This window comes from Franconibacter helveticus LMG 23732, from assembly GCF_000463115.2.
In the GTDB taxonomy this organism is placed as follows: domain Bacteria; phylum Pseudomonadota; class Gammaproteobacteria; order Enterobacterales; family Enterobacteriaceae; genus Franconibacter; species Franconibacter helveticus.
The window spans coordinates 158,856-173,754 of record NZ_AWFX01000024.1 but is presented as its reverse complement, the minus strand read 5'-3'; the positions used below and the strand labels follow the sequence as shown (position 1 = coordinate 173,754).

13 protein-coding genes and 1 tRNA gene are annotated in these 14,899 nt (G+C 53.8%); 7 read left to right on the top strand and 7 right to left on the bottom strand.

All coding sequences use genetic code 11. From position 1 onward, the window contains the following. Positions 1-75 precede the first annotated feature (75 nt). The 5 genes from DW56_RS07115 (at position 76) to DW56_RS07095 (ending at position 5,204) form a co-directional block, all read left to right on the top strand. On the top strand, positions 76-399 hold the full coding sequence (locus tag DW56_RS07115; protein ID WP_024551499.1) for a cupin domain-containing protein: 324 nt from the start codon (positions 76-78) through the stop codon (positions 397-399). Positions 400-963: 564 nt separating this feature from the next. Next, the gene (locus tag DW56_RS07110) at positions 964-1,854 is read left to right on the top strand and encodes a carbohydrate ABC transporter permease (protein WP_024551500.1); all 891 of its coding nucleotides are present in this window, start codon (positions 964-966) and stop codon (positions 1,852-1,854) included. After that, the gene (locus tag DW56_RS07105) at positions 1,847-2,761 is read left to right on the top strand and encodes a carbohydrate ABC transporter permease (protein ID WP_024551501.1); all 915 of its coding nucleotides are present in this window, start codon (positions 1,847-1,849) and stop codon (positions 2,759-2,761) included. Before DW56_RS07110 ends, DW56_RS07105 begins: the two co-directional genes overlap by 8 nt. A gap of 12 nt (positions 2,762-2,773) precedes the next feature. Further along, positions 2,774-3,901, top strand: coding sequence for an ABC transporter ATP-binding protein (locus DW56_RS07100; RefSeq protein WP_024551502.1), 1,128 nt, complete (start codon positions 2,774-2,776; stop codon positions 3,899-3,901). 13 nt (positions 3,902-3,914) lie between these two features. Then, entirely contained in the window at positions 3,915-5,204 is a 1,290-nt protein-coding gene (locus DW56_RS07095) for an ABC transporter substrate-binding protein (protein WP_024551503.1), read from the top strand. A 172-nt stretch (positions 5,205-5,376) separates the two neighbouring features. Here the strand turns inward: DW56_RS07095 and kduD are convergent, their stop codons facing one another. Then, positions 5,377-6,138 carry a 2-dehydro-3-deoxy-D-gluconate 5-dehydrogenase KduD gene (kduD, locus tag DW56_RS07090; protein ID WP_024562096.1) on the bottom strand — a complete coding sequence of 254 codons (762 nt, stop codon included), beginning with the start codon at positions 6,136-6,138 and terminating at the stop codon, positions 5,377-5,379. A gap of 562 nt (positions 6,139-6,700) precedes the next feature. Between kduD and DW56_RS07085 the strand changes: the two genes are divergently transcribed. Beyond that, entirely contained in the window at positions 6,701-7,876 is a 1,176-nt protein-coding gene (locus DW56_RS07085) for an oligogalacturonate lyase family protein (RefSeq protein ID WP_024551505.1), read from the top strand. A 197-nt stretch (positions 7,877-8,073) separates the two neighbouring features. Here the strand turns inward: DW56_RS07085 and DW56_RS07080 are convergent, their stop codons facing one another. The 3 genes from DW56_RS07080 to DW56_RS07070 form a co-directional block, all read right to left on the bottom strand. After that, the gene (locus tag DW56_RS07080; RefSeq protein WP_024551506.1) at positions 8,074-8,754 is read right to left on the bottom strand and encodes an oligogalacturonate-specific porin KdgM family protein; all 681 of its coding nucleotides are present in this window, start codon (positions 8,752-8,754) and stop codon (positions 8,074-8,076) included. A 433-nt stretch (positions 8,755-9,187) separates the two neighbouring features. After that, positions 9,188-10,369 carry an acetyl-CoA C-acetyltransferase gene (locus tag DW56_RS07075; RefSeq protein WP_024551507.1) on the bottom strand — a complete coding sequence of 394 codons (1,182 nt, stop codon included), beginning with the start codon at positions 10,367-10,369 and terminating at the stop codon, positions 9,188-9,190. Between the two features lie 149 nt (positions 10,370-10,518). Then, on the bottom strand, positions 10,519-11,718 hold the full coding sequence (locus DW56_RS07070) for an MFS transporter (protein WP_024551508.1): 1,200 nt from the start codon (positions 11,716-11,718) through the stop codon (positions 10,519-10,521). Between the two features lie 110 nt (positions 11,719-11,828). Here DW56_RS07070 and DW56_RS07065 point away from each other — a divergent pair, with 110 nt between their 5' ends. Continuing rightward, positions 11,829-12,806, top strand: coding sequence for an AraC family transcriptional regulator (locus DW56_RS07065; RefSeq protein WP_024551509.1), 978 nt, complete (start codon positions 11,829-11,831; stop codon positions 12,804-12,806). A 124-nt stretch (positions 12,807-12,930) separates the two neighbouring features. Here DW56_RS07065 and DW56_RS07060 read toward each other — a convergent pair whose 3' ends face one another. The 3 genes from DW56_RS07060 to actS all read right to left on the bottom strand — a co-directional run bounded on the left by DW56_RS07060 (position 12,931) and on the right by actS (position 14,781). Continuing rightward, entirely contained in the window at positions 12,931-13,575 is a 645-nt protein-coding gene (locus DW56_RS07060; protein WP_024551510.1) for a LysE family translocator, read from the bottom strand. 283 nt (positions 13,576-13,858) lie between these two features. Next, positions 13,859-13,932 (bottom strand) — tRNA-Gly (locus tag DW56_RS07055). A 93-nt stretch (positions 13,933-14,025) separates the two neighbouring features. Continuing rightward, positions 14,026-14,781, bottom strand: a complete 756-nt coding sequence (gene actS / locus DW56_RS07050; protein WP_024551511.1) for an amidase activator ActS — start codon at positions 14,779-14,781, stop codon at positions 14,026-14,028. Between the last annotated feature and the right edge of the window lie 118 nt (positions 14,782-14,899).

Below are 14,899 nucleotides of genomic sequence, written 5' to 3'. Positions count from 1 at the left end.
CGTCTCGCGTTTCCTTTATCTTTCGGCCAGGATAGATTATTTGAAACGTTGTTTTACTTATTAAGAGGCGGCTTCATGTTTACCTTTCATAAAGAGACCCGGCTTGAAGATCTCGGCAATGGCGTTTCGCGCCGTATCCTTGCCCACGACGGCAAAATGATGGCGGTAGAAGTGCATTTCGAGGAGGGCGCCGTGGGCCCGATGCATAACCATCCCCATGAACAATTAACCTATGTGCTCTCTGGCGAATTTGAATTTACCATCGGCGATGAAACGCACCGCGTCAGCGCTGGCGACACGCTTTATAAAAAGCCGCACGTTATGCACGGCTGCGTTTGCCTGAAGCCCGGCACGCTGCTCGATACCTTTACCCCCATGCGGGAAGATTTCCTGAAATAAAAGCGCAACCGGCTCGCCTTACGCGCGTTCGAAAACGACATTATTCATGGCGAGATAATTTGACGGGTTAATAGAAAATAGCCGCCAATATTATCTCGCTAATGATTACATTAATTCTGGTAGTCGCTTTTCCATCTCATTAATGGCAAAACTTCTGCGGGCAAAAAAGTGAGGCGCCGTACAGGCCCCTGGCATTTTGCTTTTTTACCGTTTCCCTTGTTAAAAACGCGGGCGCAGATTTCTGCTGGCGCCTTAAAACCCTACCCGCTTCAAATTTCCAAAACAGCGTTTCGACTCTGATCACATTTCCGTTATTTATCGAATGACGGCGAAATAAATAGCAATAAAATAAATTAAAACGTCGTTTTACAAAAAAGAAACGGCAGTTCATTTAGTTGACACGCCCGCGTTTAGCTTCACCGGCGCCGTGGCGAAAACTTGCTTCACATATCAATAAATACAAAGAGATAGCCAGAGTTTGCTTTCTGAAAGGCGGCTCTCGCTTTCGTCGTGGCACGTATCCGAACCTCTGATTTTTAACCCTTGATTGCCAGGTAGGTATGTATGAATGAAAACAAGTTGCTGGGACTGGCCTGGATATCGCCCTACATAATAGGGTTGATAGTCTTTACGGCCTTCCCTTTTGTTTCTTCTTTCTTACTCAGCTTTACCGAGTATGACTTGATGAACCCGCCCGTATTTAACGGTATTGAAAATTACCGCTATATGCTGACGGAAGATGATCTGTTCTGGAAATCAATGGGCGTCACTTTCGCCTACGTATTTCTGACGATCCCGCTGAAGCTCGCTTTTGCGCTGGGCATCGCTTTCGTGCTCAATTTCAAATTGCGCGGCATCGGCTTTTTCCGCACCGCTTATTACATTCCGTCAATTCTTGGCAGCTCCGTCGCCATCGCCGTGCTCTGGCGCGCGCTGTTTGCCATCGACGGCCTGCTGAACAGTTTTATCGGCGTGTTTGGCCTGGATCCTGTGAACTGGCTGGGCGAACCTTCGCTGGCGCTGATGTCGGTAACGCTGCTGCGCGTCTGGCAGTTTGGATCGGCGATGGTGATTTTCCTGGCGGCGTTGCAAAACGTTCCGCAGTCGCAGTATGAGGCGGCGATGATCGACGGCGCGTCAAAATGGCAGATGTTTATGAAAGTCACCGTGCCGCTGATTACGCCAGTGATTTTCTTTAACTTCATCATGCAGACTACGCAGGCATTCCAGGAATTTACCGGACCGTATGTCATTACCGGCGGCGGCCCGACCTACTACACCTATCTTTTCTCGCTCTACATCTACGACACGGCGTTCAAGTATTTCGATATGGGCTACGGCGCGGCGCTGGCGTGGGTGCTGTTCCTGGTGGTAGCGCTGTTCGCCTCCATAGCCTTTAAATCCTCGAAATACTGGGTCTTCTACTCTGCCGATAAGGGAGGCAAAAATGGCTGACATTCAACAGGAACAACTCTCTTCACGGCCTGAAGCAAGCAACGCCGAGCGCGAAGTGGCGCGCACGCTGCGCCGGGAGAAAATAAGCCGCGCAGTACGCTACGTTATTTTGCTGTTTGTCGGTCTGCTGATGCTCTATCCGCTGGCGTGGATGTTTTCGGCCTCTTTCAAGCCAAACCATGAGATTTTCACCACGCTGGGCCTGTGGCCGACCCACGCGACCTGGGATGGCTTTATCAACGGCTGGAAAACCGGCACGGAGTACAACTTCGGCCATTACATGCTGAACACCTTTAAGTATGTCATTCCAAAAGTCTTGCTGACGGTTATCTCCTCCACCATCGTGGCGTACGGCTTTGCCCGCTTTGAGATCCCCTGGAAGAAGTTTTGGTTTGCCACGCTTATCGCCACCATGCTGCTGCCAAGCACCGTGCTGCTTATCCCGCAGTACCTGATGTTCCGCGAGATGGGCATGCTGAATAGCTACCTGCCGCTCTGGCTGCCAGTGGCTTTCGCCACCCAGGGGTTCTTCGTCTTTATGCTGATTCAGTTCCTGCGCGGCGTGCCTCGCGACATGGAAGAAGCGGCGCAAATAGACGGCTGCAACTCTTTCCAGGTGCTCTGGTATGTGGTGGTGCCCATCCTTAAACCGGCAATGATCTCGGTGGCGTTGTTCCAGTTTATGTGGTCGATGAACGACTTCATTGGGCCGCTGATTTATGTCTATAGCGTCGATAAGTACCCCATCGCGCTGGCGCTCAAAATGTCTATCGACGTCACCGAAGGGGCGCCGTGGAACGAAATTCTGGCAATGGCGAGCATCTCCATTCTGCCGTCCATCATCGTCTTCTTCCTGGCCCAGCGCTACTTCGTGCAGGGCGTGGCCAGCAGCGGAATTAAAGGTTAACGAGGGAATATCATGGCTGAGGTTATTTTTAATAAGTTAGAAAAAGTCTATTCCAACGGCTTTAAAGCGGTTCATGGTATCGACCTGAAGATAGCGGACGGCGAGTTCATGGTCATTGTCGGCCCTTCGGGCTGCGCTAAATCCACGACGCTTCGCATGCTCGCCGGGCTTGAAACCATCAGCGGCGGTGAAGTGAAAATCGGCGAAAAAGTGGTGAATAACCTGGCGCCGAAAGAGCGCGGCATCGCGATGGTGTTTCAGAACTACGCGCTTTATCCGCACATGACGGTGCGCGAGAACCTCGCCTTCGGCTTGAAGCTCAGCAAGCTGCCGAAAGATCAAATCGCCCGCCAGGTGGACGAAGCGGCGAAAATCCTGGAGCTGGATGAACTGCTCGACCGTCTGCCGCGCCAGCTTTCCGGCGGCCAGGCGCAGCGTGTGGCGGTGGGCCGCGCCATTGTAAAAAAACCGGATGTCTTCCTGTTTGACGAGCCGCTTTCCAACCTTGACGCCAAGCTGCGCGCCTCCATGCGCATCCGTATTTCCGACCTGCACAAGCAGTTGAAGCAGAGCGGCAAGCCTGCCACCACGGTTTACGTTACCCACGACCAGACCGAAGCGATGACCATGGGCGACCGCATTTGCGTGATGAAGCTTGGCCATATCATGCAGGTGGATACGCCAGATAACCTTTACCACTTCCCGAAAAACATGTTCGTGGCGGGCTTTATCGGCGCGCCGGAAATGAACATCAAGCCTGGCAAAGTGGTGGAACAAGCGGGACGCCTGTTTGTAACGGTAGGCGGCGATACGCTGGCGCTGACCGAACGCCAGCAGGAAAAGCTGGCCGGTTATGCGGGTCAGAATGTCTTTTTCGGCGTGCGTCCGGAGTATGTCTCTGTCTCCGATACGCCCTATGCCGAAGCATGCGGCACCGGCGAACTGGTGCGCGTAGAGAATATGGGGCATGAGTTTTTCGTCTACCTGAAAGTGGCGGACTTCGAACTCACCTGCCGCATTCCTTCCGATGAAGCTAAGCCCATGATTGAAAAAGGGCTTAATCGCAAGGTGTACTTCAAGTTCGACATGAATAAATGTCATATTTTTGACGCAAAAACAGAACAGAACCTCTCTCTCTGACAGGAGTCCCATAATGAAAAAATTACTACTGGGCGCAGCGATTACCTCTACCCTCACCCTCTGCGCGTTTCCTTCGCTGGCGGCGGAAAACGTCGACCTGCGTATGTCCTGGTGGGGCGGCAACGGCCGTCACCAGGTCACGTTAAAGGCGCTGGAAGAATTTCATAAGCAGCATCCGGAAATTAGCGTGAAGCCGGAATACACCGGCTGGGACGGCCACCTCTCCCGCCTCACTACTCAGATAGCAGGCGGCACCGAGCCGGATGTGATGCAGACCAACTGGAACTGGCTGCCGATTTTCTCGAAAAACGGCGACGGTTTTTACGACCTTAACCAGGTTAAAGATGTTATTGACCTTAGCCAGTTTGACGCCAAAGAGCTGCAATCCACCACCGTTAACGGCAAGCTCAACGGTATTCCGATTTCCGTTACCGCCCGCGTCTTCTATTACAACAACGAAACCTGGAAAAAAGCGGGCGTGGAATACCCGAAAACCTGGGATGAGTTAATGGCGGCTGGCAAAGCGTTTGAAAGCAAGCTCGGTAAGCAATACTACCCGGTCGTGCTGGAACATCAGGATGTGCTGGCGCTGCTTAACTCTTATATGGTGCAGAAATACAACCTGGCGGCCATTGATGAGAAAACCAAAAAGTTCGCCTACAGCAAAGAGCAGTGGGTGGAATTCTTCGGCATGTACAAAAAGCTCATCGACAGCCACGTGATGCCGGACACCAAATATTACGCCTCATTCGGCAAGAGCAACATGTATGAAATGAAGCCGTGGATCCAGGGCGAATGGGCGGGCACCTACATGTGGAACTCCACCATTACCAAGTATTCCGACAACCTGAAGCCGCCGGCGAAGCTTGAACCAGGCGCCTACCCGATGCTGCCGGAAGCGAAAGACGCCGGGCTGTTCTTCAAACCGGCGCAGATGCTCTCTATCGGCAAATCCACTAAGCATCCGAAAGAGGCAGCGCAGCTGATTAACTTTCTGCTGAACAGCAAAGAAGGTGTGGCGGCGCTGGGCCTTGAGCGCGGCGTGCCGCTGAGCAAAGCGGCGGCGGAACAACTGACGAAAGAGGGCGTGATTAAAGATGAAGATCCCTCCGTCGCCGGGCTGAAGCTTGCGCAGTCGCTGCCGACGACGCTTGCCGTTTCGCCTTATTTTGACGACCCGCAGATCGTTTCGCAGTTCGGCACCGCGTTGCAGTACATCGACTACGGTCAGAAATCGGTGGAAGAGACCGCCGCTGAGTTCCAGCGCCAGGCGGAGCGTATTTTGCGTCGCGCCGCACGCTAAGTCTGTTATTCGCCTGCTGATACCCTGCCCTTTGCGGCAGGGTATTTTTTTCGTTTTATAAGGAACGTGAGCTTAGCCGCCCACAGGCTACAGCGTGCAGAGCGCAGCGCCAGCCGCCTTCTGTAAATAAAAAAGCCTCCGCGAGGGAGGCTTTTTTAACAGCGAATAACGCTTAACGCGCCAGCCAGCCGCCGTCTACCGCGACGGTGTAGCCGTTGATGTAATCAGAGGCGCTGGACGCCAGGAACACAACCGGCCCCATTAAGTCGCTCGGCAGACCCCAGCGGCCCGCCGGGATGCGATCGAGGATTTCTGCGCTGCGCTGTTCGTCGGCGCGCAGTTGTTGGGTGTTATTGGTGGCCATATAGCCAGGCGCGATAGCGTTAACATTAATGTTGTGCTTCGCCCATTCGTTCGCCATCAGGCGAGTAATGCCCATTACGCCGCTTTTGGACGCAGTATAAGAAGGCACGCGGATACCGCCCTGGAAGGAGAGCATAGAAGCGATATTGATAATTTTGCCGCCGTTACCCTGGGCGATGAACTGTTTCGCCACGGTCTGAGACATAAAGAACACGCTCTTGATGTTCAGGTTCATTACGTCGTCCCAGTCTTGCTCGCTGAAGTTGATCGCATCTTCACGGCGGATAAGGCCTGCGTTATTCACCAGCACGTCAATATGACCGAACTCCGCTACCGCGCGTTCAATAAGCTCAGGAATGGCGTCGATTTTACGCAGATCGGCGGTCAGGCTCAGGAAACGGCGGCCCAGCGCGGTGACGCGCTCGATGGTTTCCGCAGGTTCGACAATGTTAATGCCAACGATATCGCAGCCCGCCTCGGCAAGCCCGATAGCCATGCCCTGACCCAGACCGGTGTCGCAGCCGGTCACTACAGCGACTTTACCTTGAAGAGAAAATGCATCCAGAATCATGTGTGTTTCCTTGTTAATCGAGCCTGTCACGAACAGGCGTGACTGTCATTACGCTGTCCGCAGCTCGCGCCGTTTTATGACAGCAAGGGATAAAACAGCGGCAGCACGGACTTATCGTTGCCTGCCTCATCAACAAAACATCGTTTCGTTTTCATCAGTGGCATCATCTTAAACCTACCGAAACACGTTTTCAATTATACTTAAAACAATGTTTCAATTTTTTGGCCTGTTCATTCCAAATTTGATGTTGCGATCACGCTTATTCTTAATCCTGTTAAAATCGCATTCATTGCATTTCAAAAAAATCCATTTATAAACAGAAAGATGGAAATAAAATGTGATAACGCACAAACAGAGGAATACAAGAACTACGGGATGTTGAAGCCGCGCCTGAACACAAATTGGCGCCTGGTTAAATGCGCGCAACGGCAAAACAAAGGCACGAAAAAAGGACTTATGAAACAAAAGTGCGCCAGCAGTCACACAAGTTGAAACGATGTTTTGATAAATTATTAATCTATTTTTGAAAATAACTTACGGAACGATAACCGAGGAGCGCACTATGGCGAAAGGCATGCGGGTTAAACTGAATTATGAGGTCAGCCGTGACCCGGATACGGGGGCGGAAGTGACGCGCTTAACGCCGCCGGAAGTGACCTGTCACCGTAACTACTTTTATCAAAAGTGCTTCTTTAACGATGGCAGCCATTTGCTGTTTGCGGGCGAATTTGACGGGCACTGGAACTACTATCTGTTGAATCTGGAGAAAGCGGAAGCGGTGCAACTGACCGAAGGCGCTGGCGACAACACATTTGGCGGGTTTCTCTCGCCTGACGATGCCTTCCTCTATTATGTGAAAAACGATCGCGCCCTTTACGAAGTGAACTTAAAAACCCTGGCCGAACGTGAAGTCTACCGCGTGCCGCCGGAGTGGGTGGGCTACGGCACCTGGGTTGCCAACAGCGACTGCACCAAACTGGTGGGCATTGAAATTGCCGCAAGCGATTATGTGCCGCTGAGCGACTGGAAAATCTTCCACGATTTCTTTCATAAAGGGCCGCATTGCCGCCTGCTGCGCGTGGATCTGCAAACCGGCGCGAGCCAGACTATCCACGAAGAGAAGCTGTGGCTCGGCCACCCTATTTATCGCCCGTTCGACGACAATACTGTCGCGTTCTGCCATGAAGGCCCGCACGATCTGGTGGATGCGCGCATGTGGCTGGTCAACGAAGATGGCAGCAACATACGCAAAGTGAAAGAACATGCAGAAGGCGAAAGCTGCACCCATGAATTCTGGGTGCCGAATGGTTCCGCGCTGGTCTATGTCTCTTACCTGAAAGGAAAACAGGGGCGTACCGTTTATCGCTTTGACCCGGAAACGAACCTTAACGAAGAGATCATGCCGATACCTGCCTGCTCTCACCTGATGAGCAATTTTGACGGTACGTTGCTGGTGGGCGACGGCTCCGGCACGCCGGTGGATGTAAAAGACACTGGCGGTTACACCATCGACAACGATCCTTACCTCTATGTCTTTGACGTTGCGAAAAAGGCTTACTATCGCGTCGCGCGTCACGATACCTCCTGGGCCACCTTCGCCAACAGCCGCCAGGTCACCCATCCGCATCCTTCTTTTACACCAGACGACAGCGCCGTGCTTTTTAGTTCAGATAAAGACGGCAAGCCCGCCATCTATATTGCGAAATTACCTGAGCAGCGGGAAATGCTGCAAGCCTGATTCAATGAGTGGCTCCGTAAGTGGTCTTGCCCTCTCTGTACGAGAGGGCTTTTTTATTTCTGTCGATAATAAATAAAAAAAAGCCGTCCACAGGACGGCCAGCCATTTCGGAGATAAGCACAACAGAAATAATATAAAAGCACATCTGAAAAACCCTGACAGTGTTAGCAGGGTTTTAATCGAGGGTTAAAACATTATCAGAAGCTGTAAGCAACGCCAACGCGTAAACGTGTCTGGCGTTCGTCGGTGCTTTTCACGCCCACGTTACCCACTTCAAAATAAGGCGACCAGTTTTTATCGATCTTATAAGCGACTTTGGCATTATATTCGTTGGAATAGTTTTTATTATTATTACGCGCAAAGCCCTGATCGCTTTTTGCGTAGACATAGTTCAGTTCAGTACGCCATTCACCGAGCGCGAAACCAACCCAGGCATCGCCGCGGTTTACACGGTCGTCATCCTCGGCGCCGTCCGGCACGCGGGTATATTCATAACGGTAACGCGCCGCCAGATAAATACCATTGTCGAAGCTGTACTGCACATGAAGGTTCGGCTTATAAATGGTTTTGCTGTCGCCGCTTTCCAGCGTGAAACCTGGCGTAATGGCAATATTATCCGTGGCTTTCCAGCGCCAGCTGATGTTGTCTTCATGGCCGCTGCCTACCACTTCATTAAAGGGGCGGGACTGCTCGTCGCCGCCGGAACGCCATTTGGCTTCCACGCCAAAGCCAAATCCATTCTCGAAACGATGCGACACGGCTACGCGGTCGGCGTTAGAACCGCTGTCGATATATTCATGACGGAGATCCACGGTAACGGCCTGCGCCGTAAAGGTTGCGCCACACAAAACCGCCAGACCCAGAGCTTTCTTAAACATAGAGTACCCTTAGTAAAATGATGTTTCGTTTTTATGGAACTGCATTTTATTTTTAAGAAATGATTATTTAAGTGATCCGGATCGTAATTGGTTGTTTCAAAAATAACGAAAAAAGACCGCGTGATGGCGCGCAATAAAAAAGGCGTAAAAGCACAGGCAAAACCGTTTTCGATCACAAAAAAAAGCCGTTTCTGGTTTTTATTTTTTATTTAATTTTGCAGGGGATGCTTTGTTTCAAAAAGAGTGAAATAAAAGCATTTCTAATAATAAAGTGGGTGACTGGTTGAGACGGTATTATTTAAATAAAGCGTAATGCGGATACTTAGCAGAAGCAGGCGGCGCACGTAATCAGGCATCAATGCGTAATCAAATAACTATTTCCCCCAAATAAAAACGCCTTCACGAGGAAGGCGTCATTTATTCCTGGGTCTTATTACTCACGGTCGATAGCCAGCGCTACGCCCTGACCACCGCCTATGCAGAGCGTAGCGAGTCCTTTGCGCGCCTGCCGTTTTACCATCTCATGAACCAGCGACACCAGAATGCGACAGCCGGAAGCGCCAATCGGATGGCCCAGCGCAATAGCCCCGCCGTTGACGTTAACTTTGTGCTGATCCCATTCCAGCACTTTGCCGACGGATAGCGCCTGGGCGGCAAAAGCCTCGTTCGCTTCAATAAGATCCAGCTCGTTAAGCTGCCAGCCTGCCCGTTCAAGGCATCGCCTTGTGGCGTAAACCGGTGCAATGCCCATAAGCGCCGGGTCCACCCCAACGCTTGCGAAAGCGCGAATGCGCGCCATTACCGGCAGATTCAACTCTTCCGCTTTGCTGGCGCTCATCATCATGACCGCCGCCGCGCCATCGTTAATCGAAGAGGCGTTGCCCGCCGTTACGCTGCCGCTTTTTTCAAAAGCGGGCGCGAGCCTTGCAAGCCCTTCCGCGCTGGCGTCGGTGCGAGGTTGTTCATCGGTATCCACGATGATCGACGCGCCGCGCGGTCGCTCAACGGCGACCGGAACGATTTCATCGCGAAAGCGCCCGCTGTCGATGGCGGCGCGCGCCTTTTGCTGCGAAGCCAGCGCCCAGGCATCCTGTAATTCACGGCTGATGCCATATTCACGCGCCAGGTTTTCGGCAGTAACGCCCATGTGATAATCGTTAAAGGCGTCCCACAGGCCGTCATGCACCAGGCTGTCGATAAGCTGGCTGTTGCCAAGCCGCGCCCCGGTGCGGCTGTCGATAAGCACATGCGGCGCCCGGCTCATGTTTTCCTGGCCGCCGGCAATCACGATATCGGCTTCGCCGCACTGAATAGCTTGTGTCGCCAGATGGAGCGCTTTTAGCCCCGAACCGCAGACATCGTTGATGGTGATAGCGGATACGGTGTTCGGCAATCCGCCTTTAATCGCCGTTTGCCGGGCCGGGTTCTGCCCTGCGCCTGCGGTGAGCACCTGGCCAAGTATCACTTCATCAACCTTGTGCGGGCTTACGCCCGTGCGGGATAACAATGCTTCTACCACCAGGCTGCCCAGCTCTACCGCGGAGCGGGAGGCCAGCGCCCCCTGAAAACAACCGATGGGCGTACGCGCAGCCCCGACGATCACCACATCTTTCATGTTTCACACTCCCCTGACAGAACCGGCCTATAGTAGTCGATTGTTAAGAAGTGTTATCAAGCTTGTATAAAAAGAGTGAATACAATCACGGCTTATTTGTAGAGGGTTGTCAGACAGATAAAAGAAAGGGCGCCTGATGCGCCCTTTTCTTATTCTGTTGTCGCCAGCGGTTTGACCCTGACCGCCAGCAGCACCGTCGCCATCGCGGCAAGCAGCAGTAATGCGCTACCGGTAAAGACGCCGGTCGCGCCGTTCATATCAAAGATAATGCCGCCGCCTGCCGCCCCTGCGCTGATAGCCAGCTGGATGGACGCCACCAGCAGGCCGCCTGCGCTTTCGGCTTCGTCCGGCACCGTACTGGCAAGCCAGGTGGACCAGCCCACCGGCACCATGCCGAACGCCAGACCCCACAGCGCCACCAGCACGCCGTCCAGCAGCGTTAGATGGCCGAAGAGCGTTAACAGTAACGCCAGCACGCCCATCAGACCCGGCGCCAGCGCCAGCGTATGGCGAAGGCTGCGGGAGATAAAGTGCCCGGCAAGAGAAGTGCCGATAAAATTCACCACGCCGAAAGCGAGCAGGATCAGCGAAATAGCGTCAACGCCCGCTCCGGCGACTTTCTCAAGAAACGGACGCAGGTAGGTGAAGAAGGCAAAATGGCCGCTGAAAATCAGAATGGTCGACAGCAGACCCGCCACTACGCCGGGGCGCTTAAGCACTTTTATCAGCGTATGCAGGCTGCTGACGTTCTCCGGCTTCATGGCCGGCAGTACCCAGAGCTGCCACAGCAGCGCCAGTACGCCCGGCAGCGCCGTCAGCGCGAAGACCGCTCGCCAGCCAATCAGGTTGCCAAGGAAGCTGCCGAGCGGCGCGGCAACTACCGTCGCCATCGACACGCTGGAAAAGATTATCGCCAGCGCTTTCGGCACCTGCGCGGCGGGAACCAGACGCATCGCCGTTGCAGTAGACATCGCCCAGAAGCCGCCCAACGCCACGCCAAGCAGCAGACGCCCGACCAGCAGTAAATCAAACGAGGGCGCCCAGGCCACCATTACGCTGGAGACGGCCTGTAAAAAGGAGAAGAAAATCAGGACCCAGCGGCGGTCAATGTTGCGAGTGGCAGCGGTTATCAGCAAACCGCTGAAAAGCGCCACCAGCGCCGTGGCGGTAACGGCCTGGCCCGCAGTGCCTTCGCTAATGCCAAGGCTGCTTGCCATCGGGGTTAACAGGCTTGCCGGCAGGAACTCCGCAGTAATCAGCCCAAATACGCCAAGCCCGAGCGACCATACGGCAGGCCAGGCGGCTTTTGCAGGTGCCGACGTCGCGGCAGCGGCGGTGCAGGAATTCATTAACTTATCTCCAGCAATATATTTACACAGGCGGCAAGGATAGGCAGTTCTGCCAGGACGATCTATGACATATAATCCTCATCTATTGATAATTCGTCCGGAGTTGCCGCATGACCACCCACGCCCCCGATCTCACCAGCGAACTCTTGCGCGGTATGCGTCTTTCCGGCGTTAACTACCGGCGAATTGAAGCCTGCCGCCCGTTCGGCGTGCACTTTAACTACGCGCCGGGTCGCGCGCAGTTTCATTTTGTCAGCCGCGGGCCGCTGCTGCTGCGCACCGTCAGCGGCAAGATCTATGAGCTGGAGAGCGGCGACGCGCTGCTGATGCCCAACGGCGACGCTCACACGCTGCTTTCTGAACCCGAAGCCAGCGTGGTGGAAGTGGCGCAACTTGCAACCGAACCGTTGTGCAAAACGGTGTGCGAAATTAGCAAGGCAGACGAGAACGATCTTCCCCAACCGCCTGCCGTTGTATTCAGCGCTTGTATGGATTTTGAGTTGGGTGGCATGCAACCCCTGGTCAACGCCATGCCGGAAGTGATGCTGATAAGCCGCTTACAGAAGAGCTGGCCGGAGATCCAGCCGCTGCTCGCCGCGATGGAGCGCGAGTCGCTGACGCGACAGGCCGGTTACGCCACGATCCTGGCCAGGCTTGCTGACGTGGTGGCGGCGCTGATCGTTCGCGCCTGGGTAGAGTGCGGCTGCGGCAAAGCCACTGGCTGGGTGGAGGTTTTGCGCGACCCGAAGCTGAGCCGCGCCATCTATGCCATGCACCGCAAGCCTGGCGAAAACTGGACGGTGGAGAAGCTGGCGCGCGAGGCGGGCACCTCCCGCTCGGTTTTCGCCGAGCGCTTTCTTGCCGCCACTGGCAGTTCGCCGGCGCGTTACCTGACCGAGCTGCGCATGCGCCTTGCGGTGCAGTACATTAGCGAGGCGCGCCAGCCGCTGGAATCTGTCGCGTTTGAGCTTGGTTACAGTTCGCTCGCCGCCTTTAGCCGGGCATTTAAGCGCATTACCGGTAAATCGCCGGGGGCGGTACGGGAGCCGGTGGGGCTGGACGCGCTTTCCGGTCAAAGAGCCGTGTAGTTGCAAAGCGAGCGCCGGTTGTGGCGGGCAGACAACAAACGGCGCAAGGCTTCAGGCCCCTGCGCCATCTCCCTTAAAAAGTTAGAGCAACCGTTTATTACGCGCCGCTTTTCACTCATATTTTTTAGCGACGTGTGAACGCCAGCCTGATGCCCAATGCAATAAATGTCGCGCCGACAATGCGATCCAGCAGCTTTTGCAGAGATCTATTCTGCGAAACGGCGCTCGCCGCGCTTCCGGCCAGAAAGGCAAAAGTCATGTCCGTTAAGTACGCAATCATGGCATAAACCAGCCCCAGTACAAGGAACGAAACGGCATGATGATGGCCTTCAGGCGTAACAAACTGCGGAAAAAAAGAGATAAAAAACAGCAAGACTTTTGGATTAGTGAGGGTGGTGATAAAGCCTTTTGCAAGCAGATTACCGGAATCGAGCCTGCGCCTGGCCAGTGGTAGCGCATCGCTACCGGATCCTTTTTCGCTAACGGTACCGACAATCATTTTGACGCCCAGGCAAACCAGGTAAGCGGCTCCGGCATACTTAATCAGTGTGAACATCCATGGAGAAGCCGTGATCAGCGCCGTTAACCCCACCGCGCTCGCGACGGCATGGGTGCAGCTTCCTAACGCTACGCCAGTTGCAGAAATCACCCCGGCGCGCCTTCCATTCGCAACGCTTTGCCCTACGACATAGGCAATATCAGGCCCTGGAGTAATGGATAAAAGCAAAACAGAAAGAGCGAAAAGCCCAAAATGAGTAATATCAAGCACAGCTACCTCTCTTCATTCATGCGTAAATACCAAATCTCATAAAATCAACATGCATGTTAACAATGTATTATTATGCATTCTATGAATATATTTATTCAGCAAGGGATGGTGGAGAGAAAACTGAACGATGCTTGCTTGTTAGCGAGGCCATGCTTTTTATCACCGACGATGCAGTGGATAACGACGGTTACTGATAAATAACAGCGCGGCAGGAACAGAAATATTCAATGGCGCATTGAACGAGAAGCTGACACAGGGATTGAGTTTTGAAGGCAAGCGATGCTGGAGCGGGCGAAGGGAATCGAACCCTCGTATAGAGCTTGGGAAGCTCTCGTTCTACCATTGAACTACGCCCGCTTTGAGGTGCGTATGGCATTATAGCCCTTCACCTTGCGATGGCAACCCCCGCCTTTTACTAACTGACGGAATAATAAGCAGTTGCCATTTTCATTAGCAGGAAGGCGATTTCCCCTGGGGCGGCAAATAACGCTGCGGATCCAGCGCCGTGGCGCGATAGCGGATCTGGAAATGCAGCCGCACGGAGTCCGCTCCGCTGCTGCCCATGGTGGCGATTTTTTGCCCCGCCTTAACCGACTGGCCGTTATTCACAAGCGTCGTGTCATTGTGCGCGTAAGCGGTGATGTAATCGTCAGTGTGCTTGATCATGATGAGATTGCCGTAGCCGCGCAGCTGGTTGCCGACGTAGACCACTTTACCCGCCGCCGATGCGTAAATCGGCTGTCCCCGCTGGCCTGCGATATCTATCCCTTTGTTGCCGCCGTCCGACGTTGAATAACCCATTATCACTTTACCGCTTGTCGGCCAGCGCCAGCAGCGCTGCCCTACTGGCGGCGCATCCACTTTCGGCAAAGCGGCAGGCTTGCGGGAAGCTGTCGTCGTGCGGGAAGCCGTACGCGAAGCGCCTGAGCTTGCAGAGGATTTCACGCGCAGCCGCTGTCCGACTTCTATCGTATAAGGAGGAGAAATGTTGTTAAGCCGCGCCAGTTCGCCAACGCTGCTGCCGGTCATTCTTGAGATGCGGTAGAGCGTGTCGCCGCGCTTAACCGTGTAGGTCGAGCCGCTGTAGCTGCCTTTCGTCGCGTTCGACACCCCTGCTTTATTGCTGGAACAGGCGGCAAGAAAAAGACAAAAAATCAGGCAACAGCCTTTTTTCTTCAGTAAGGCGGACGACCAATCCGTGCTCAAAACAGCTCCTCGTTACAGACGTTAATCAATTGACGGCGCTTATCTTAGCAGTTCCGTTTCGTTCGCCCAAACCCGCTAAGGCTGTAAAAAAGAAAAAGCCGCGCGCTCTTTGCGGAAC

What these genes read in the sequence shown, in the direction of transcription:
- kduD (WP_024562096.1), bottom strand. Translation starts at nt 6,138, where the DNA reads ATGATTCTGGATGCATTTTCTCTTCAAGGTAAAGTCGCTGTAGTGACC.
- DW56_RS07095 (WP_024551503.1), top strand. Translation starts at nt 3,915, where the DNA reads ATGAAAAAATTACTACTGGGCGCAGCGATTACCTCTACCCTCACCCTC.
- DW56_RS07100 (WP_024551502.1), top strand. Translation starts at nt 2,774, where the DNA reads ATGGCTGAGGTTATTTTTAATAAGTTAGAAAAAGTCTATTCCAACGGC.
- DW56_RS07065 (WP_024551509.1), top strand. Translation starts at nt 11,829, where the DNA reads ATGACCACCCACGCCCCCGATCTCACCAGCGAACTCTTGCGCGGTATG.
- DW56_RS07070 (WP_024551508.1), bottom strand. Translation starts at nt 11,718, where the DNA reads ATGAATTCCTGCACCGCCGCTGCCGCGACGTCGGCACCTGCAAAAGCC.
- DW56_RS07075 (WP_024551507.1), bottom strand. Translation starts at nt 10,369, where the DNA reads ATGAAAGATGTGGTGATCGTCGGGGCTGCGCGTACGCCCATCGGTTGT.
- DW56_RS07080 (WP_024551506.1), bottom strand. Translation starts at nt 8,754, where the DNA reads ATGTTTAAGAAAGCTCTGGGTCTGGCGGTTTTGTGTGGCGCAACCTTT.
- DW56_RS07105 (WP_024551501.1), top strand. Translation starts at nt 1,847, where the DNA reads ATGGCTGACATTCAACAGGAACAACTCTCTTCACGGCCTGAAGCAAGC.
- DW56_RS07110 (WP_024551500.1), top strand. Translation starts at nt 964, where the DNA reads ATGAATGAAAACAAGTTGCTGGGACTGGCCTGGATATCGCCCTACATA.
- DW56_RS07085 (WP_024551505.1), top strand. Translation starts at nt 6,701, where the DNA reads ATGGCGAAAGGCATGCGGGTTAAACTGAATTATGAGGTCAGCCGTGAC.
- DW56_RS07115 (WP_024551499.1), top strand. Translation starts at nt 76, where the DNA reads ATGTTTACCTTTCATAAAGAGACCCGGCTTGAAGATCTCGGCAATGGC.